The following is an 18,664-nucleotide window of genomic DNA, read 5'->3' as shown; positions in this document are numbered from 1 at the left end:
ATGACCCCAGCACTCAGTTTCAAGGCCGCTTTCGAACAGTTGCCGCCCGAGGTGTTCCGTCTGGCAGTTGAACAGGCGGCGGTCGCCATTTCCATCACCGACACGCGGGCCCGGATCGTTTATGCCAACCCCAGTTTCACCAGAGTGACGGGCTACTCCCAGAGCGAGGTGCTGGGCAGGAACCAGTCCATCCTGTCATACAAGGTCACGCCGCAGATTGTCTACGAAACCCTCTGGGCCCAGTTGAAACGCCAGGAACCCTGGAACGGGCTGCTGGTAAACCGGCGTAAGGACGGCAGCCGGTATCTGGCTGACCTGACCATCACACCGGTGCTCAATGCCCATGGCGAAACTACCCACTATTTGGGGCTGCACCGGGATGTCACGGATATGCATCAGCTGGAACGCCAGGTCGTCAACCAGCAGGCGTTGATCGAGTCCGCCCTGGATTCCACCCAGGCGGCGATGGTGATGGTGGACATCGACTTCCAGACGATCATGAGCAATCGCAGTTATCAGGATCTGGAACAAGAACTGGGTTACCCACCGCTGAACTCCCTGCTGGAGACCCTGGAAAGCCAGTGGCCGTCGCTGGCTACACACGGCAACCTGTCCAGTCAGCGGTTTGCGCCGGTTGAGGTGCCGCTCGCGGAAAAGAATGGCAGCGAGCGCTGGTTCAACTGCTCGGCAGAGGTGATCGAAGAGAAGGACACCAGCGCGGATGCCTTCTACCGGAAAAGTTCCACCCATTACCTGCTGCTGACGCTTCAGGACATCAGTCACCTGAAAGAGCAGCAGAGGAACCTGCAGCTAACCAGTCTGCAGGCGTTGCTGGCGGAACAGGAACGACTGCAGAGTGTCCGGGAGGCCTTGTCCGGAGCCATTTATCAGCTCAAGCGCCCCCTGAACCTGATCAATGCCGCCGCCCGCCTGGTGAATCGTCGGAATACGGCCGGCTCGGAAGAACTGCTTAAACTGCTGGGCGAGATCCAGGTCTCCGGCAGGGAGACCCTGGATCAGTTGACGGCCTGCCTGCCGGGGGACATCCGGGAGGAAACCCGAGTGGTCAATCTGAACCAGCTACTGCAAAGCAGTCTCAGTTTGCTGACCTCGCGGCTGCTGGCCTCCGGGGTGACAGTGGACTGGCAGCCGGAACGGGACCTGCCCAGCATGAAAGCGCGCCCGACCAGCCTGGCCACGCTGTTCAAGCAGTTGCTCGACAACGCCCTGGATGCCCTGGAAGAAACCCGCTCGGGCCCCCGGGAACTGCGCCTTGTGACCCGCCGCCTGGGGGGATCGGTACAGGTGATACTGCAGGACAGCGGCCCGGGCATTCCGGCAACCGACCGGCTCAAGGTCTTCGAGCCCTTTTACACCACTCGTCACCAGGGCAGCCAACATCTGGGGATGGGCCTGACCCTGGCTCAGGATATCGTCAACAACCATCAGGGCTTGCTGGAAATCGATCCGGAGTTTACCTCCGGTTGTCGGATCAGGGTGGAGCTGCCTTATGAATGATCCCAAATTCTCCCCTTCAGAGCCCATGCCCCCCGGCGGCACCAGCGATCGTCTGGCACCGGATATGTTGCAGGCCATTCTGGTCGGCGAGCTGGAAACCCTGTTTCAGGTCAGCCAGGTGCTGTCCCGTTCCCTGGACCTGCAGTCCACCTTAAGCAGTGTGCTGGAGGTTCTTGAACAGAGGGCCGGGCTGACCCGTGGCCTGGTGGGGCTGGTTCCGCCCGAGCGGGACGAGCTGATGATCTACGCCGTCAGGGGAATGCCGGAACTGACCGCCGGAGCGGTCAGTTACCAGTCCGGTGAAGGGATTGTGGGTGAAGTCCTGCGCCAGGGGGAAAGCCTGGTCCTGAACCGCATAACCGATGACAGCCGCTTTCTGGGGCGCCTGGGGATCTATGATATGGACCGGCCTTTTATCGGCGTTCCCATCCGCAGCGGTTCAGAGGTGCTGGGGGTCTTTGCCGCCCAGCCGAGCAGTGCCCAGAAGGAACTGCTGGGTGAGCGGGCCCGGTTTCTGGAGATGGTCGCCAACCTGATTGGCCAGACCGTTCGCCTGTCGTGGGAGGTGGAAAGCGAAAAGCGGGAACTCAAGGATGAGCGTGACCAGCTTAAACGCAAGGTCCGGGGCCAGTACGGCTTTGACAGCATCATCGGTCATTCCTTTGCCATGCGCCAGGTGTTTGAGCAGGTTCGCCAGGTCTCCAAGTGGAATACCACTGTCCTGATCCGGGGCGAGACCGGAACCGGCAAGGAACTGATTGCCAGCGCCATTCACTATAACTCCTCCCGGGCCCAGGGGCCCTTCGTCAAGCTCAACTGTGCCGCGCTCCCGGAGAACCTGCTGGAGTCCGAGCTGTTCGGTCATGAGAAAGGCGCCTTTACCGGCGCTGTCAGCCAGCGCCAGGGCCGCTTCGAGCAGGCGGACAAAGGCACGCTCTTTCTGGATGAGGTGGGCGAGGTGTCATCGGCTTTTCAGGCAAAACTGCTGCGGGTATTGCAGGAAGGAGAGCTTGAAAGGGTGGGGGGCACACGGACCATCAAGGTGGACGTGCGGGTGGTGGCTGCCACCCACCGGGACCTTGAGGCGGACGTTGAGACTGGCGATTTCCGGGAGGACCTGTATTACCGGCTGAATGTCATGCCCATCATAATGCCCACCCTCCGGGATCGCCTGGAAGATGTGCCGGATATCGCCCGCTTCCTGTTGCAGAAAATTGCCCGGGCGCAGGAGCGTGAACTGACTATCACTGACAGTGCCCTCAGGGTTCTGATGCATCACCGGTGGCCCGGCAACGTCCGGGAGCTGGAGAACTGCCTGGAACGGGCGGCGGTCATGTCTTATGACGGAGTGATCGACCGGGACCAGGTCCTGTTAACCGGCATAGAGGAACGGGTCACCGGCTCCCACGATGACCAGATTGACCTGATGGATGAAAGTATCGACGAGCGCGAGCGTGTCATCGCCGCCCTGGAGCAGGCCGGCTGGGTTCAGGCCAAGGCTGCGCGCCTTCTGGGGATGACCCCCCGCCAGATCGCCTACCGGATTCAGACCCTGAACATCAGGGTTCGTCAATTATGAGCCGACAGCCCTGTCGGTCACCTTACAAAATCCTGTGGTTGGTTCGTCGGGTTGGCGACAAGGTTATGCCGGGTTACAGAAATAGCCCTTGTTAAACAGAATGTTATGGAATTTTTGGCCAGTGGGTACGGAAATTGCCGTATAAGCACTAGCACTAAAGCCGATAATCAGGAGCTGACCGTGAAACTGCCTATCGTTGAAAACTCTGGTTCCAACTCTGAAAGCGGAAGCTGCCAGCCAAGTCGTTGCGGCAGCGGAACGGCGGCGACACCGCTGCCTGCCGATATCCAGGAACGGGTTGCCAATCATCCCTGTTTTTCTGAGCAAGCCCATCACTATTTTGCCCGGATGCATGTGGCGGTGGCCCCCGCCTGCAACATTCAGTGTAACTACTGCAACCGCAAGTACGATTGCAGTAACGAATCCCGGCCCGGTGTGGTTTCCGAAGTGCTGACGCCGGCCCAGGCGGTGAAAAAGGTGAAGGCCGTCGCGGCGGAGATCCCCCAGATGTCCGTGCTGGGCATTGCCGGGCCCGGTGACCCGCTGGCCAATCCGGAAAGAACCTTTGAAACCTTCCGGCGCCTGAGTGAAGAAACACCGGACATCAAGCTCTGTGTCTCCACCAACGGGCTGAACCTGCCGGCATCGGTCGATGAGCTTTGCAAGCACAACATCGATCACGTCACCGTCACCATCAACTGCCTGGATCCGCAGATCGGCGCGAGAATCTACCCATGGATTTTCTGGGACCACCAGCGCCTGCGGGGCGTCGAGGCGGCGCGGATCCTGATCGAGCAGCAGCAGAAAGGGCTGGAGATGCTGGTTGAGCGGGGGATCCTGGTGAAGGTGAACACCGTGCTCATCCCCGGCATCAATGATCAGCACATCCCGGAGCTGTCCCGTGTGATCCGGGAGAAAGGGGCGTTTTTGCACAATGTCATGCCCATCATCTCGGACCCTTCCCACGGTACCTACTTCGGCCTGACCGGTCAGCGGGAGCCCACCGCCGCACAACTCCAGGAAGTGCAGGAAAGCTGCGCCGGTGACATGAAGATGATGCGCCACTGTCGCCAGTGTCGTGCCGATGCCGTGGGCCTGCTGGGGGAGGATCGGGGCGAGGAGTTCACGCTTGAGAAGATCGAAGCCATGGAGATCGATTATCCAGCAGCCATGGCAAAGCGGGCGAAGGTTCATGAAGAGATTCTGGCCGGGCTGTCGCAGGAGCCGGACAGCACCGACACCGGCATCACCGAGGGCCGGGTGGTACAGATGGCCGTCGCCACCAAGGGGCAGGGGGTGATCAACCAGCACTTTGGTCATGCCACGGAATTTCTGGTGTACGAAGCAAGCCCGGACGGTGTCCGCCTGATTGGTCACCGGCCGGTTCCGCACCCGTATTGCGAGGGGGGTAACAGTTGCGGGGAGGATGCTGACACCATCCTGTCTGCGATTATCGAACAACTGTCGGGGTGCGAGGTGCTTTTGTGCTCAAGGGTGGGGTTTGAACCCTGGACTGCTCTGGAAGCGGCCGGCATTCAGCCCGATGGCGAACATGCCATGGAACCCATTGAGCAGGCCGTGATGTCGGTCTATCAGCAGCTCATGGCCCGACCCCCGGTGACAGCACCGGATACCGCAAGGCAATCCGCCTAGGAGAGCACCATGGCCTACGAAATTACCGACAGATGCGTGAAGTGTACGGCCTGTGAGCTGGTCTGCCCCAACGATGCCATCAGCGAGACCGCGACCGTGTTCGTGATTGATCCGGGACGATGTACGGAGTGCGCCGATGCCTACCCGGAGGCCCAGTGCTCCAGTATCTGCCCCATAGAGGGAGCTATCGTTGACGAGCTGGGCGACCCGATCAATCCACCGGGTTCGCTGACCGGCATCATCTCGCTGGCGACGGCCTGAGGAGGTGGCCCATGAATGCACGGGTTGTCCCTCCGAGAATCCAGCGCCTGTACTGCTACTGGGTCGGGCACTCCCGGGGTGAGCGGAATGCGATTTACCTGGCCCGCATGCTGGCAGCCCACGCGGCCGGTCATTCTGTACTCAGTGGGCGACTGGGGCTGGACGAACACAGCTTTGCCTGCTTGCTGAGGCAGTACTTTCCTGAAGCCGCTATGCCCGGGATGGCCGGACAGCCGGCACCTGCTGCGGAGTTTCCGGAGCGGGAGGATCTGGTTCAGCTGCTGCTGAATTACCGGGCGGGCAGAAGCGAGAGCGAGACCTGGCTGGCGGGCATTGTGGCCGCTGGCTGCGGCGGAAGCGAACATCTCTGGTACGACCTGGGACTCTGGAGCCGGCAAGACCTCCAGGCGTTGATGGCATTCAACTTCCCTGGACTGGTTCGCAGGAACCCGATGGACATGAAGTGGAAAAAATTTCTCTACCGCCAACTGTGCGAGACAACCGGTCACACTCTCTGTCGCTCACCCAGTTGCGTTGCCTGCAGCGAATACGACGAGTGTTTCGGTCCTGAGTGAGCCGTTTTTGTCGTCTTTCAGACAATGGGCCCGTCATTTGTCCCGGCTGCTGCACAGGCCAGGGCGCGCTGACCCGGGGTGTTCATGTCCAGGTCATAGGAATCAGTCAGTTAGTGGGCTGATACTTATCCTGGCCTGATGGCACAGGGTTTGCGAACACGCCTTTATGGATTCCATCCGAATCAAACGAGGGGAACACCCATGCAAGCAAAAGAACTGGCTGTATTGATGGACGAGCCGGCCTGTAGCCATAACACCAAGGCCAAGTCAGGCTGTGCTCCCGCCAAGCCCGGTGCCTCCGACGGCGGCTGCGCCTTCGATGGCGCCCAGATTGCCCTGCTGCCGATTGCGGATGTTGCTCACATCGTTCACGGCTCCATCGCCTGCGCCGGCAGTTCCTGGGACAACCGCGGAACCCGTTCCTCCGGCCCGCGTCTCTATCGCACCGGGATGACCACCGATCTGAACGAGCAGGACGTCATCATGGGGCGCGGCGAGAAGCGTCTTTTCCATGGCATTGACCAGGCCATCCGGGATCATTCACCCGCGGCGGTGTTTGTTTATAACACCTGTGTCCCGGCGTTGGTCGGGGATGATTTTGAAGCCGTTTGCCGTGCGGCGGAAAAACACTTCGGCCTGCCCGTTGTCCCGGTGGACGCCGCAGGATTCTACGGCACCAAGAACCTGGGCAATCGTCTGGCCGGCGAAGCCATGCTCAGGTACGTGATCGGTACCGGCGAGCCGGATCCGTTGCCGGCCCGGGCGCAACGGCCGGGCATTCCGGTGCACAACATCAACCTGATTGGTGAATACAACATCGCCGGGGAGTTCTGGCAGGTACTGCCGTTGCTCGATGAACTGGGCCTGCGGATTATCTGCAGCCTTTCCGGGGATGCCCGCTTCCGTCAGGTCCAGGCTATGCATCATGCCGAGGTTAACATGGTGGTGTGTGCCAAGGCCCTTTTGAACGTCGCGCGCAAAATGCAGGATCAATACGGCATTCCCTGGTTTGAGGGCAGCTTTTACGGCGTTCAGGATACCTCGGACGCTCTGCGCAGTTTTGCCCGGCTCCTGGCCGACTCCGGCCTGATCCAGCGCACGGAGGCGTTGATTGCCCGGGAGGAGGCCCGCATCAATCAGTTGCTGGAACCCTGGCGGAACCGTCTCCGGGGCAAGCGGGTGCTGTTGTATACCGGTGGGGTAAAGTCCTGGTCCATTGTCTCGGCCCTGCAGGATCTGGGCATGACCGTGGTGGCTACGGGCACCAAGAAGTCCACCGAGGAAGACAAGGCCCGCATCCGTGAAATCATGGGTGAGGATGCGAAAATGCTCACCGAGGGCAGCCCCAGGGCATTACTGGACACCATCAACGAGTACCGGGCTGATCTGCTGATCGCCGGCGGCCGCAACATGTATACCGCCCTCAAGGCCCGCATTCCCTTCCTCGACATCAATCAGGAGCGCGAATTCGGCTACGCCGGCTACGACGGCATGCTGGAGCTTGCGCGTCAGCTCTGCCTGACCCTGGAGTCGCCCATCTGGTCCGGCCTGCGTGAGCCCGCTCCCTGGCATAAAGTGGATGAGGTGAACCATGGCTGAAGTGATAAAGAGCAACAAGCCGCTGACGGTAAACCCACTGAAGGTCAGTCAGCCGATGGGGGCCATCCTGGCGTTTCTGGGCATCGATCAGGCCATTCCCATGCTGCATGGGTCCCAGGGCTGCAGTGCCTTTGCCAAGGTGTTTTTTGTCCGCCATTTCCGCGAACCCATCCCCCTGCAAACCACCGCCATGGACCAGACCACCACGGTTCTGGGTGCGGACGACAACGTCACACAGGGGTTGGAGACGATCATTGAGAAACGCCGGCCCCGGATGATTGGCGTCGCCACAACGGGTCTTTCGGAAACCCAGGGCAGCGATATCCAGGGGCTGGTCAAACGCTACTGCCAGCAGCACCCCGATGAGACCACGGCCCTGGTGCCGGTGGTGACACCGGATTACAGCGGTGGTCTGGAAACGGGCTACGCCCTGGCTGTGGAGGCGATGATCCGCCATCTGGTGCCGGAAGATACCAGCCGGGTGGGCGAGCAGGCGCAGCAGATCAACGTGCTGGCCCCCTCGATGCTGACCGGGGCAGATCTGGACTACCTGCGGGATCTGTTGGAAAGCTTTGGTCTGCGGCCGGTTATCCTGCCGGACCTGAGCGATTCGCTGGATGGCCATCTGATGGACCAGGATTTCGTCCCGGTGACCACCGGGGGCACGCCCGTCGAGGCGTTCGAAGGCCTTGGCCGGGCCTGCCGTACCCTGGTGATCGGTCACTCGTTGCACCGGGCGGCGGATCTGCTCAAAGCCAGAACCGGGGTGCCGGACCTGCGTTTTGACAGCCTGATGGGGCTGGCGGCCACCGATCAGCTGGTGCAGGCCCTGCACGAACTGACGGGCAAGCCGGTGCCCGCCCGACTGGAACGCCAGCGCAGTCAGTTACAGGATGCACAACTGGACAGCCACTTCATGCTGGGCTTTGCGCGCTTTGCCATCGCTGCCGACCCGGAGCTCCTGTTTTCTCTGTCTGCGCTGGTTGCCGAAATGGGCGGTGAAGTGGTGGCGGCGGTCAGCCCCCACAAAGCGCACATCCTCTCCCGGGTGCCCTGCGAGCAGGTTGTCCTGGGGGATCTGGAAGACCTGGAAAACCAGGCCAGGGCAGGGCGTGCCCAGGTGCTGATCAGCAACTCCCACGCCGATGAAACCGCCCGGCGCCTGGGGCTGCCACTGATTCGCGCCGGCTGGCCCATCTATGACCGGCTGGGGGCGCAACATCAGCTCTGGATCGGTTATCAGGGCGGCCGTGACACCCTGATCACCCTGGCGAACCAGTTGCTGGCTGTGAGCCATCGCCACGAGATTCCAGCCCGGGTCTCCATCTATTCAAAACCTGAGCCTACCTGCGAGGTCCCCCATGCGGCACTTGAAACTGGTTAGCGATCAACCGTCCATGGAAAACCGGGCGGTACTGAAACTTGCCTTTGCCAGCAGTGACCGGAAAACCGTCAATCAGCACTTCGGCGCGGCACAGGCGTTTGTGATCTACGAGGTGAGCGCGAGCGATTTCCAGCTGGCCGAAGTGGTCGAGTTTTCCGGTCAGTCCACGGTCCGGGACGGCCACGAAGCCAAACTGGACGCCAAAATACGGTTGCTTGAGGGGTGCTCTGCCGTCTACTGCAACGCCGTGGGGGCTTCGGCGATCCGTCAGTTGCTCGCGGCGGGTCTCCAGCCGCTCAAGGTGGACGAAGGCAGCGGGATTGAAGAACAGGTCGAGTTGCTGCAGCAGGACTGGGCCACACAGCCGCCGGCCTGGCTGCAGCGCTCGCTGCGTCAGTTGCAGCGTGCAGACGAAGACCAGCGCTTTGCCGCCATGGCCCGTGAAGGCTGGTAGCGGAGGGAGAAAAAACATGATTCGGACCCAGGGCGAAATCCTGCGCGATCACAACGGTCGTCTCATCCTGCAGGCCAGTTGTCGGGCGGCCTGCCAGGGCTGCGGCGTGCGCAAGGTCTGTGGGGGTAGCCAACGTTCACTTTCGATGACACTCAGCTCCGACCAGCAGCAGGACATCAGGGATGGCCAGTCGCTGCAAATGGACATTGCGGAGGAGGAACTCCTGCGACTGACCCTGCTGGCTTACACACTTCCCTGCCTATTGCTGATCCTCTTTGCGCTGCTCGCGTCGCCCTGGGGCGACCTGGCTGCGCTGCTTGGCAGCCTGGTGGGCCTGGGGCTGGGCGTGTGCCTGAGCACCTGGAGGGCGAGGCGGCGCCCGCCCGAAATTCAGCTTATTGCGACGCAACCGGAGACACACCATGACAGCACTGACTGAAACCACCCGGTTGCCGGACGATCCGTTTATCGGCGAGATCATCCGGCAGACCCGCGCCATTGACAGCTATGGCGTGAATGACAATCTCACCCAGGATGAACTGCTGCAACCCTATGTCGTCACCAGGGAACAGCGCCGGGAAATGCCGGTGATCGGCGATCCTGACGAAGAGCTGATTGCCCGTCTGAAAGCCTATTACGGTGCCATCGCCATGCGCATTGAGTCCGGCTGCGGATTCATGGCTGTCCCCATGTTCCATATCAGCCACGAAGGGTTCGGTCGGGTCATCATCAGTGTTGGCAAGTTGCTGGTGGTGGATCGCTCCCTGCGGGATGTGCATCGCTTTGGTTTCCCCAGCCTGGAAAAGATGTGTAGCGAAGCCGACAAACTCGTGACCCGGGCCCTGAAACTGGTGGCGGAACATCCGGACGCGGCAAAGGCCTGACCACCCCAGACAACCCGGACAATGAAAGAGGAGAGAACCATGACCCCCGAGGATCTGAAGCAGCTTGAAAAAGAGGTGCGTAAGGCCAAGCGCCGTGCCGGTGAGGCGGCGATGGAGCTGCATGACCTGGTGGAGGATGCCCTGCCCGGAGCCTACCGGAAACTGCCGGCAATGGCCGAAATGACCTATGAGGCCTGCAAGGCCTGGGATGAAGCCAGGCAGCAATTGGATAAAGCCCAGGAGGAGATGGCCTGATGAGTCAGATTACCGGAACAACACGTGGTGGCAGTGAGTGGATACCTACATTCATTACCGCTCTGAACGAGGAAACCTGCATTGGTTGCGGGCGTTGCTTCAAGGTTTGCCCGCGCAATGTGTTTGATCTGGAGGAACGGGAGCCGGACGACGACGATGATGAAGATGTCATAAGCGTGATGGTGATTGCGGATGCCAACGACTGCATCGGCTGTGGCTCCTGTGCCCGGGTCTGTCCCAAGAACTGCCATACCCACGAACCGATGGACGCCTGAGACGGCTGACCCTGTCGGGGCGCGACGGAGCGTTTGTGCCAAAGCTGACAAAATGCCGGTCGCGTCCCCTTAAAGACAACACGAGCCGCAGGCTTCCCCCGACAGAACACCATGAAATCAACGCCTTATAAAACTCCTTTCTTTGGCACACCGATTGCGACCTCCATTACTGAGCAGCCATCAGGTCTGCACTGTTAACGGTTTCCGGAGGTTCTTAATGGTTAGTCTTACCCCTACTGCGCAACGGGCCATCGGCCGCTTCATGGAGCAGGCCGAGGTTCCCCTGGCCGGTTTGCGCATTTCCGTATCCGATGGTGGCTGTTCCGGCCACAAATACACCATGCAGCTGGAGACAGAAGCTGCAGCCGGGGATCTCTCCCTGCGGATTGGCGAGATCACAATACTGGTTGATCCGGCGAGCCAGCCCCTGTTGGAGGGATGCACGATTGACTTCGTGGAGACCCTGGAAGAGAGCGGTTTCAAGTTTGAAAACCCGAACGCCAAGGCTGCCTGCAACTGCGGCAAGTCCTTCGCGGCCTGAGAGAGGGATGGATCATGTGGAATTATTCAGAAAAAGTTGAAGAGCATTTTTTCAACCCGCGTAACGCCGGCGAACTGGCCGACGCGAACGGCATCGGCGATGTGGGCTCTCTGTCCTGCGGTGACGCCCTGCGACTGATGATCAGAGTCGACCCGCAGACCGATACCATTCTGGAAGCCAGCTTCCAGACGTTTGGCTGCGGCTCAGCGATTGCTTCGTCGTCGGCACTGACCGAAATCATCAAGGGCAAGACCCTGGATGAGGCTCTGCAGGTGAGCAACCAGGAAATTGCCGATTTTCTTGACGGACTGCCGCCGGAGAAGATGCACTGCTCGGTCATGGGCCGGGAAGCGCTGCAGGCGGCCGTTGCCAACTACCGGGGTGAGGAATGGAGCGATGACCATGAGGAAGGGGCCCTGGTGTGCAAGTGTTTTGCTGTCGATGAGGTCCTGATCGAGGACACCATTCGAGCCAACAACCTGAGCACTGTGGAGCAGGTCACCCATTACACCAAGGCCGGTGGCGGCTGCTCGGCCTGCCACGAAGGCATTGAGGAAATTCTTGGCAAGGTACTGGCCGAACGTGGCGAAAGCTTCAATGCCGATGCATCCCATTCGGCGCCGGCCGCCAGTGCCGCAGCCCGTGTCAGTGCGGATGCCGAGGCGGCCCTGTCCCGGATAGAGATGCCGTCGGCGCAGCCCGCGGCAGCGGTAAACGAACAGGCGCCCAAACTAACCAATCTGCAGCGTATCCGCAGGATTGAAGAGGTGATTGAACGGGCGCGCCCGAGCCTGCAGCAGGACCGGGGTGATATCGAACTGATCGATGTGGACGGACGCAAGATCTACGTAAAACTGACCGGCGCCTGCAGTGGCTGCCAGGTGGCCAGCCTGACGCTCACCGGTATCCAGCAGCAGATGATGGAAGTCCTCGGGGAGTTTGTACAACTGGTGCCTGTCAGCAAGGCGCCCGCTGGTGTGGAGGCCTGAACCATGGAAACTATTTACCTGGACAATAACGCCACCACCCGGGTGGACCCGGCCGTTGTGGACGCCATGTTGCCCTATTTCAGCGAGCAGTTCGGCAACCCCTCGTCTCTGCATCAATATGGCAACCGTGTGGGGCAGGCGCTGAAACACGCCCGCCAGCAGGTGCAGTCCCTGCTGGGTGCGCAGTATGACAGCGAAATCGTGTTCACCTCCTGCGGCACCGAAAGTGACTCCACGGCCATCCTGTCGGCCCTGAAAGCCCAGCCTGAGCGCAAAGAGATCATTACCACCGTGGTGGAGCACCCGGCGGTGCTGGCTCTGTGCGAGCATCTGGAAAAGGAAGGCTACCGGGTGCACTACCTGAAGGTGGACGGAAAGGGGCGTCTGGATCTTGCCGAGTACCAGAAGCTGCTCAGCGATCAGACGGCCATCGTGAGCATCATGTGGGCAAACAACGAGAGCGGCACCCTCTTTCCCGTTGTGGAAATGGCGGAAATGGCCTGGCAGGCGGGTGTGATGTTCCATACCGATGCCGTCCAGGCGGTGGGCAAGGTCCCTATGGACCTGAAGAACACCAAAATCGATCTGCTGAGCCTGTCCGGCCATAAACTGCATGCCCCCAAGGGCATCGGTGTGCTCTATCTGCGCCGGGGCACCCGCTTCCGGCCGCTGCTGCGGGGCGGTCACCAGGAACGGGGCCGGCGCGCAGGCACCGAGAACTCCGCCTCCATCGTGGCCCTGGGCAAGGCGGCGGAAATGGCAGCCGAGGCCCTGGACTACGAAAACACTGAAGTGAAACGCCTGAGGGACAAGCTGGAGCAGGGCATCCTGTCGCAGGTGGACTATGCCTTCGCCACCGGTGACCCGGACAACCGCCTGCCCAACACCAGCGACATTGCCTTCGAATACATTGAGGGCGAGTCCATCCTGTTGCTGCTGAACAAGTATGGCATCGCGGCCTCCAGTGGTTCGGCCTGTACTTCCGGGTCGCTGGAGCCGTCCCACGTCATGCGGGCCATGGGTCTGCCGTACACCGCTGCCCATGGCACGGTGCGTTTCTCCCTGTCCCGTTACACCACCGAAGCGGAAATTGACCGGGTGATCGAGGTGGTCCCGGACATTATCAGGCAACTGCGCAAGCTGTCCCCCTACTGGAAAGATGAAGCACCGGTTGAAGAAACCTTCGACCCGGCCTATGCCTGAGGTGGCTGCCATGAACAGGCTGATCGTTATTGATGACACCACCCTGCGGGATGGGGAGCAAACGGCAGGGGTGGCTTTCTCGCTGTATGAAAAGCTCCAGATTGCGCGCCAGCTGGATGCTCTGGGTGTCCAGGAGCTGGAGGTCGGAATTCCTGCCATGGGCCCGGAGGAGCGGGAGGACATCCGGGCATTGGGGGTTCTGGGCCTGAACGCAGGACTGTTGGGCTGGTGCCGCATGCATCCGGAGGATCTGCAGGCCTGCCGTGGGTTGCCCTTGAGCGGCCTGGACCTCTCCATCCCGGCGTCGGACCTGCATATCGAGCGGAAACTGGGAAAGAGCCGGGCCTGGGTCCTTGAGCAGATCCGGGCGCTGGTGCCCCGGGCTGTGGATCAGGGGTACCGGGTGATTCTCGGGTGTGAGGATGCCTCGCGCGCCGATCCCGATTTCCTGTTGGAAGTGGCCGAGGCGGCCCAACAGGCGGGTGCCAGCCGTTTCCGGTTCGCCGACACACTCGGAATCATGGAGCCTTTCGGCGTCCATGAGCAGATCTCCCGGCTGGCGGCCAACTGCGACCTTGAGCTGGAGATGCATGCCCATGATGACCTGGGGCTCGCCACCGCCAATAGCCTGGCGGCGGTGAAAGCCGGCGCCACCCACGTGAATACCACGGTGAACGGGCTGGGTGAGCGGGCGGGTAATGCCGCACTGGAGGAGGTGGTCATGGGGCTTCAGCAGTTCTATCAACTGGAGACCGGTATCAGTCTGCAGTCCTTTCCGGCCCTGTCGGAGCTGGTGGCCCGGGCCTCCGGCCGCCCGGTCAGCTGGCAGAAGAGCCTGGTGGGCGAGGGTGTGTTTACCCATGAGGCTGGTATCCATGTCGATGGTCTGCTCAAGGATCCCCTGAACTACCAGGGGGTGGATCCGGCGCTGCTGGGGCGAAGCCATCAACTGGTTCTGGGCAAGCATTCCGGCAGCCATGCGGTGCGTGTCAGGTATCAGCAGCTCGGGCTGGACCTGGCGGATGCCGACGTCGCTTTTCTGCTGCCCCGTATACGTCAGTGGATGTGCAGCCACAAACGGCCTGTGGAGGACGCACAGCTGAAACTTTTTCACGAACAGATGCTGGCATCGGATTCAGTCCATCCCTGCCAGCCGCCAATGTCATCGGAGGTGACACACCATGACCCTCAACCCATTGTTTGAGAGTGCTGAAGAGCTGGACGAGGCCCTGGACGAACTGGACAGCGCCGAGGATTTCCTGATGTTTTTCGGGGTGGATTTCGATCCCCGGGTGGTTCAGGTCAACCGGTTGCACATCCTCCAGCGTTTCCACAATTATCTGGAACAAAGAAAGCCGTTGCCGGACGAAGGGGCGTCACGCTATGCCCTGTATCAGTCCCTGTTGTGTCAGGCCTATGAAAGCTTTGTCGGTTCCTCGGCCCAGCAGGAAAAGGTCCTCAAGGTGTTCAAACGGGGCCAGCCCGGCAGCGGTTTTGTCTCGCTGGGGGCGATCGGAGGTGTCTCATGAACCCGGTTTACGATTACGGTGACGAAGTCCGGGTGATACGCAACCTGCGCAACGACGGCAGTTTTCCGGGCAAGGACAAGGGCGATTTCCTGATCCGGCGAGGGCAGGTCGGCCATGTCCGTAACATGGGTACCTTCCTGCAGGATCAGATCATCTACACGGTCCATTTCGTCGAGGAAGACCTGCAGGTCGGATGCCGGGAAGAGGAACTTCAGCCGGCGAGTGCACCCTGGGTAGCCAGCCGGTATGAAAACCGGGACCGGGTGTTGGCCAGGCTGGGGCTGTCGGTCAGTGGCGAGGTTCTGGTCGAGCCCGGTGTTCAGGGTGAAATTCTTAAAGTGAACCGCAACGGGTCGGACGAGGTCACCTATGACGTGCTGTTTCCCGGCCAGCAGATCCTGATTGTTCCGGAATCTGCACTGCGGAGTCCGGAGGAGGCTGTTCATGTCGCTGAGTGAAGATCAACTGCTGGGCTATCTGGCCTTCAAGATTGCCGACGCCCGCTTCTCGCGTCCCCTCTCTGAACTGGAAACCCGGGACCTTGAAGCCGTGATGGCCCAGGCCCGCTGCCAGTATGAACTGGAGGAGAAAGTGCTGGCCGCACCGGAAAGCCGGAATATTTCCATCCCTGAAGCCACGGTGAATGATGCCTGGTTGCGAGTGAAGGCCCGGTATGACTCACACCGGGAGTTTGACAGCGCCCTGGCCCAACTGGATATGTCACCGGAAAGCTACCGACAGGCCCTGGCAAGGGAATTGCGCATCGACGCCGTTCTGGAGAAGGTGGCGGAGCAGGCTGCCAGGGTCAGTGATGAAGAAGCACTGGCGTTTTACCATCGCCACCCTGACAAGTTCACTTTGCCCGAAAAACGTCAGGCCCGGCACATCCTGATCACGGTGGAGGATGAGCGGGGGCCGGCCGGAGAACTGGAGGCCCTGCGCCAGATGGACCGGATTCTCGCCGAGATTAAGGAGGATGGCAGCAATTTCGGCCGCCTTGCCCTGCGCTATTCCCAGTGTCCCACTGCGGTCGAAGGGGGTCAGCTGGGTAAGGTCCCTCCGGGACTGCTCTATGAAGAACTGGAGTCGGTACTCTTTCGCATGGCCGAGGGCAGCGTCAGCCAGCCGTTACGCTCGCCATTGGGTTATCACCTGTTTTTTTGTGAGGAAGTGATCCCCGCAGAGCACAAGAGTTTTGCCCAGGCCCGGGACAAAATCATCGACTTTCTGGCAGACGCCAGGCGAAGCAAGGCGCAGAGGCAGTGGATAAAGCAGCTTTAGGCGCGTTTGAAGCTGGCAAGCGCCACAGCCGCTGTGACGAAGAGCCCGCCGAATAACCGGTTCATCTGGCGCTGGCGGCGGGGTGTGGTCATGAATCGCAACAACTGGCTGGCCAGCAGGGCGTACCCCAGCATAACCAGGCAGTCCACCAGGATCAGTGTTGTACCCATGGTCACCAGTTGCGGTCCATGGGGCGCATCCGCCACCAGAAACTGGGGAAAGAGCGCAATCAGAAAAACGGTGGCCTTGGGGTTAGTAACGTTCACCAGGGCAGCGTTCCAGAACTGCCGGCGAGGGCTGATGTCTGACTGTTCGTTGTCTTCCGCCGCCAGTACCGGTTCCCGCCACTTCTGTATGCCCAGCCAGATCAGATAGGCCACACCAATCCATTTGATGACGGTCAGCAGGGTGGCTGACGACGCGACCAGTGCGCCCAGGCCCGCCCCCACCAGCACAATCTGCGCGCCATACCCCAACTGCAGGCCCAGGATGGCCGGCAGGGACCGTTTGACACCGAAACGAACGCCGTTGCTCATGGTGTTCACCGCTCCGGCGCCCGGCGACACGCTGATCAGCACGGCAGCGATCAGAAAGGTAAGCCATAGTGTGAGTGTCATGAGGCAGTGTCCTCTTCGAATAGCAGGCTACCATTCTAGCACCAAACCGGTATCCCCGTGCCTGGCGAATGTTGGCGGCGTTGGAGTCATAAAACCGTAACAGGGCACGACGACCAGCCTGTTATCCTGTAGTGTTTTTATAACGGAATGACCAAGGCAGGAGTGAGGCAGCATGAGGATAATTGCGTTCTACAGTCCCAAGGGTGGCGTTGGTAAGACGGCGGCGGCGGTCAACACTGCCTACCTCGCCAGCCAGAATAATTGCCAGACCCTTCTGTGGGACCTCGACCCTCAGGGCGCCTCCAGTTTCTATCTGGCTGGTGCCGAGCCGGTTAAAGGCCGCAAGCTCTCCAAGTTGCTGGAAGGCAAGTCTCCGATGGCCAAGTTCATTCATGACGATGTCTACCCGGGGCTGGATTTCATCCCCGCGCACAGCAGCTTCCGGAATTTCGACATCAAGCTGGAGCAGGAGTCCGGCGATAACCAGCTCAAGAAACTGCTCGCGCCACTGTCTGAGGAAACCAGTCTGGTGGTTCTGGACTGCCCGCCGACGCTGTCCCGCCTGACCGAGCAGGTACTGAATGCCGCTGATAAGGTGTATGTACCCCTGGTTCCCACCTGGCTGTCGATGAACAGCTGGAACCAGTTGTATGACTTTGCCAAGGACAAGAAACTCGGTGCCAAGAAGCTGAGGCCCTTTTTCTCCATGGTCGACCGTCGCAAGAACCTGCACCGGGAACTGGTCGAGCGTGGCCCGGAGTTGATGTCCAACTGCACCAATGTGGCGGTGCCCTACGCCAGCGTGGTGGAACGGATGGGCGAAGAAGGCCTGCCCCTGGAAAAACTGGCACCCAACACGCCGGCAGCGGCCGCCTATCGCCAGCTCTGGCAGACGATTCAGAAGGATCTCTGGTGAGGGCTTTGGCCCTCCATTAGCAAGCAAGCTATTACCACCATTAACAGATTTAACCCCATTTTCCCCGAATCTGTCCTAGATTGAACGCAATGGAACCTCTTAATCGCTTCAAGGCCTCGGCCGGGAGTGATTAAGAGGTTCCTCTCATGTCTTTCTGACAGAGGGGGAAGCGTTTTGTCTACGATCACTTCGAATGGCCCCGGGCATGACAGTCACCGATGGGGGCTGCGCCGGTCCTCGTCCGAGCAATACCTGCGCGAACTGCTGAAACAGGCGAGCATCGAGGTCAATGGTCATCATGGCTGGGACCTGCAGCTGAATGATGCTAACGCCGCAGAGCAGATCCTTGCCCGGGGTAGTCTCGGCCTGGGCGAAAGCTATATGGACGGCGAATGGGATTGTGATCGCCTGGACCAGTTTTTCCATCGTCTGTTGAAAGCTCGTCTGCATGAGCAGGTGCGACCGTCGCGTGCACTGTTTCACATCCTCCGGGCGCGACTGCTTAATCGCCAGAACAGCCGCCGGGCCTGGCAGGTTGGGGAACGCCACTATGATCTGGGTAACACTTTCTACCGCTCTATGCTGGATTCCCGGATGACCTACACCTGCGGCTACTGGAAAGACGCCCAAACGCTGGAGCAGGCCCAGGAAGCCAAGCTGGACCTCATTTGCCGCAAACTGAAGCTGGAGCCCGGTATGCGGGTGCTTGATATCGGTTGCGGGTGGGGCAGCTTCATGAGCTACGCCGCCGAGCATTACGGGGTCGAGTGTGTCGGGGTGACGGTCTCACGGGAGCAGACTGCCTGGGCCCAACAGCAATACCCCCATCTTCCGCTGGAATTCCGATTGCAGGATTACCGGGAGGTGCAGGGACAGTTTGATCGTATTGTCAGCGTAGGGATGTTCGAGCACGTGGGGCGGAAAAACTATCGGACCTTCATGGAAGTGGCGCATCGCTGCCTGGCGGAGGATGGGCTGTTCCTGCTGCATACCATCGGCACCCGCGAAGACGCCCCCGGTTCTGATCCCTGGATGGACCGCTATATTTTCCCCAACGGCGAACTGCCCTCCCTGAGCCAGATCAGCACCGCCACCCGGCGGCTGTTCGATGTTGAGGACCTGCACAATTTGGGTATACGGATTTAATGGTT

21 protein-coding genes and 1 pseudogene are annotated in these 18,664 nt (G+C 60.4%); 21 read left to right on the top strand and 1 reads right to left on the bottom strand.

The window, feature by feature from the left end:
* From nifL to nifM, 19 genes are all read left to right on the top strand, one after another.
* Positions 1-1,518 carry a nitrogen fixation negative regulator NifL gene (gene nifL, locus Q668_RS14255; protein ID WP_036220147.1) on the top strand — a complete coding sequence of 506 codons (1,518 nt, stop codon included), beginning with the start codon at positions 1-3 and terminating at the stop codon, positions 1,516-1,518.
* The gene (gene nifA / locus Q668_RS14250) at positions 1,511-3,097 is read left to right on the top strand and encodes a nif-specific transcriptional activator NifA (RefSeq protein ID WP_022990298.1); all 1,587 of its coding nucleotides are present in this window, start codon (positions 1,511-1,513) and stop codon (positions 3,095-3,097) included. Before nifL ends, nifA begins: the two co-directional genes overlap by 8 nt.
* 180 nt (positions 3,098-3,277) lie before the next feature.
* A complete protein-coding gene (gene nifB / locus Q668_RS14245) occupies positions 3,278-4,750 on the top strand; it encodes a nitrogenase cofactor biosynthesis protein NifB (protein WP_022990297.1) in 1,473 nt (490 codons plus the stop codon).
* 9 nt (positions 4,751-4,759) lie between these two features.
* Entirely contained in the window at positions 4,760-5,011 is a 252-nt protein-coding gene (locus Q668_RS14240) for a 4Fe-4S binding protein (protein WP_022990296.1), read from the top strand.
* An 11-nt stretch (positions 5,012-5,022) separates the two neighbouring features.
* Positions 5,023-5,586: a nitrogen fixation protein NifQ gene (locus Q668_RS14235; RefSeq protein ID WP_022990295.1), complete on the top strand. Its 564-nt coding sequence runs from the start codon at positions 5,023-5,025 to the stop codon at positions 5,584-5,586.
* Between the two features lie 201 nt (positions 5,587-5,787).
* Positions 5,788-7,185 carry a nitrogenase iron-molybdenum cofactor biosynthesis protein NifE gene (gene nifE / locus Q668_RS14230; protein WP_022990294.1) on the top strand — a complete coding sequence of 466 codons (1,398 nt, stop codon included), beginning with the start codon at positions 5,788-5,790 and terminating at the stop codon, positions 7,183-7,185.
* On the top strand, positions 7,178-8,569 hold the full coding sequence (gene nifN, locus Q668_RS14225) for a nitrogenase iron-molybdenum cofactor biosynthesis protein NifN (protein ID WP_022990293.1): 1,392 nt from the start codon (positions 7,178-7,180) through the stop codon (positions 8,567-8,569). Before nifE ends, nifN begins: the two co-directional genes overlap by 8 nt.
* Positions 8,547-9,023, top strand: coding sequence for a NifB/NifX family molybdenum-iron cluster-binding protein (locus Q668_RS14220; protein ID WP_036220129.1), 477 nt, complete (start codon positions 8,547-8,549; stop codon positions 9,021-9,023). The genes nifN and Q668_RS14220 overlap by 23 nt, the downstream gene beginning before the upstream one ends.
* 16 nt (positions 9,024-9,039) lie before the next feature.
* Positions 9,040-9,462: a SoxR reducing system RseC family protein gene (locus Q668_RS14215; RefSeq protein WP_022990291.1), complete on the top strand. Its 423-nt coding sequence runs from the start codon at positions 9,040-9,042 to the stop codon at positions 9,460-9,462.
* Positions 9,446-9,907, top strand: coding sequence for a NifX-associated nitrogen fixation protein (locus Q668_RS14210; protein ID WP_022990290.1), 462 nt, complete (start codon positions 9,446-9,448; stop codon positions 9,905-9,907). The genes Q668_RS14215 and Q668_RS14210 overlap by 17 nt, the downstream gene beginning before the upstream one ends.
* Positions 9,908-9,946: 39 nt before the next feature.
* Positions 9,947-10,162 (top strand): CCE_0567 family metalloprotein, encoded by a 216-nt coding sequence (locus Q668_RS14205; protein WP_022990289.1) that lies wholly within the window; start codon positions 9,947-9,949, stop codon positions 10,160-10,162.
* Positions 10,162-10,437 (top strand): ferredoxin III, nif-specific, encoded by a 276-nt coding sequence (gene fdxB / locus Q668_RS14200; protein WP_022990288.1) that lies wholly within the window; start codon positions 10,162-10,164, stop codon positions 10,435-10,437. The genes Q668_RS14205 and fdxB overlap by 1 nt, the downstream gene beginning before the upstream one ends.
* Positions 10,438-10,654: 217 nt before the next feature.
* Positions 10,655-10,978, top strand: coding sequence for a HesB/IscA family protein (locus Q668_RS14195; RefSeq protein WP_022990287.1), 324 nt, complete (start codon positions 10,655-10,657; stop codon positions 10,976-10,978).
* A 14-nt stretch (positions 10,979-10,992) separates the two neighbouring features.
* Positions 10,993-11,967: a Fe-S cluster assembly protein NifU gene (nifU, locus tag Q668_RS14190; RefSeq protein ID WP_022990286.1), complete on the top strand. Its 975-nt coding sequence runs from the start codon at positions 10,993-10,995 to the stop codon at positions 11,965-11,967.
* 3 nt (positions 11,968-11,970) lie between these two features.
* Positions 11,971-13,170 carry a cysteine desulfurase NifS gene (gene nifS, locus Q668_RS14185; protein WP_022990285.1) on the top strand — a complete coding sequence of 400 codons (1,200 nt, stop codon included), beginning with the start codon at positions 11,971-11,973 and terminating at the stop codon, positions 13,168-13,170.
* Between the two features lie 10 nt (positions 13,171-13,180).
* Entirely contained in the window at positions 13,181-14,374 is a 1,194-nt protein-coding gene (nifV, locus tag Q668_RS14180) for a homocitrate synthase (protein WP_052009728.1), read from the top strand.
* Complete coding sequence (gene nifW, locus Q668_RS14175) at positions 14,352-14,699, top strand: nitrogenase-stabilizing/protective protein NifW (protein ID WP_022990283.1); 348 nt, start codon at positions 14,352-14,354, stop codon at positions 14,697-14,699. Before nifV ends, nifW begins: the two co-directional genes overlap by 23 nt.
* Complete coding sequence (locus Q668_RS14170) at positions 14,696-15,157, top strand: nitrogen fixation protein NifZ (protein ID WP_022990282.1); 462 nt, start codon at positions 14,696-14,698, stop codon at positions 15,155-15,157. Before nifW ends, Q668_RS14170 begins: the two co-directional genes overlap by 4 nt.
* Entirely contained in the window at positions 15,144-15,980 is an 837-nt protein-coding gene (nifM, locus tag Q668_RS14165; RefSeq protein ID WP_022990281.1) for a nitrogen fixation protein NifM, read from the top strand. The genes Q668_RS14170 and nifM overlap by 14 nt, the downstream gene beginning before the upstream one ends.
* On the opposite strand, the gene rhtB is transcribed toward nifM, so the two are convergent.
* The gene (gene rhtB / locus Q668_RS14160) at positions 15,977-16,597 is read right to left on the bottom strand and encodes a homoserine/homoserine lactone efflux protein (RefSeq protein WP_022990280.1); all 621 of its coding nucleotides are present in this window, start codon (positions 16,595-16,597) and stop codon (positions 15,977-15,979) included. The genes nifM and rhtB overlap by 4 nt on opposite strands.
* 172 nt (positions 16,598-16,769) lie before the next feature.
* Here rhtB and Q668_RS14155 point away from each other — a divergent pair, with 172 nt between their 5' ends.
* Together Q668_RS14155 and cfa are read left to right on the top strand one after the other, a co-directional pair.
* The gene (locus Q668_RS14155) at positions 16,770-17,513 is read left to right on the top strand and encodes a ParA family protein (RefSeq protein WP_022990279.1); all 744 of its coding nucleotides are present in this window, start codon (positions 16,770-16,772) and stop codon (positions 17,511-17,513) included.
* A gap of 225 nt (positions 17,514-17,738) precedes the next feature.
* Positions 17,739-18,647 (top strand): annotated as a pseudogene (gene cfa / locus Q668_RS14150) (cyclopropane fatty acyl phospholipid synthase); the annotation flags it as partial.
* Positions 18,648-18,664: the final 17 nt, after the last annotated feature.

Origin of the sequence: Marinobacter sp. ES-1, assembly GCF_000475255.1 — a bacterium.
Lineage (GTDB): Bacteria > Pseudomonadota > Gammaproteobacteria > Pseudomonadales > Oleiphilaceae > Marinobacter > Marinobacter vinifirmus.
Note: the sequence above shows the minus strand (reverse complement) of the source record. Positions and strands in the feature narration are given on the sequence as shown.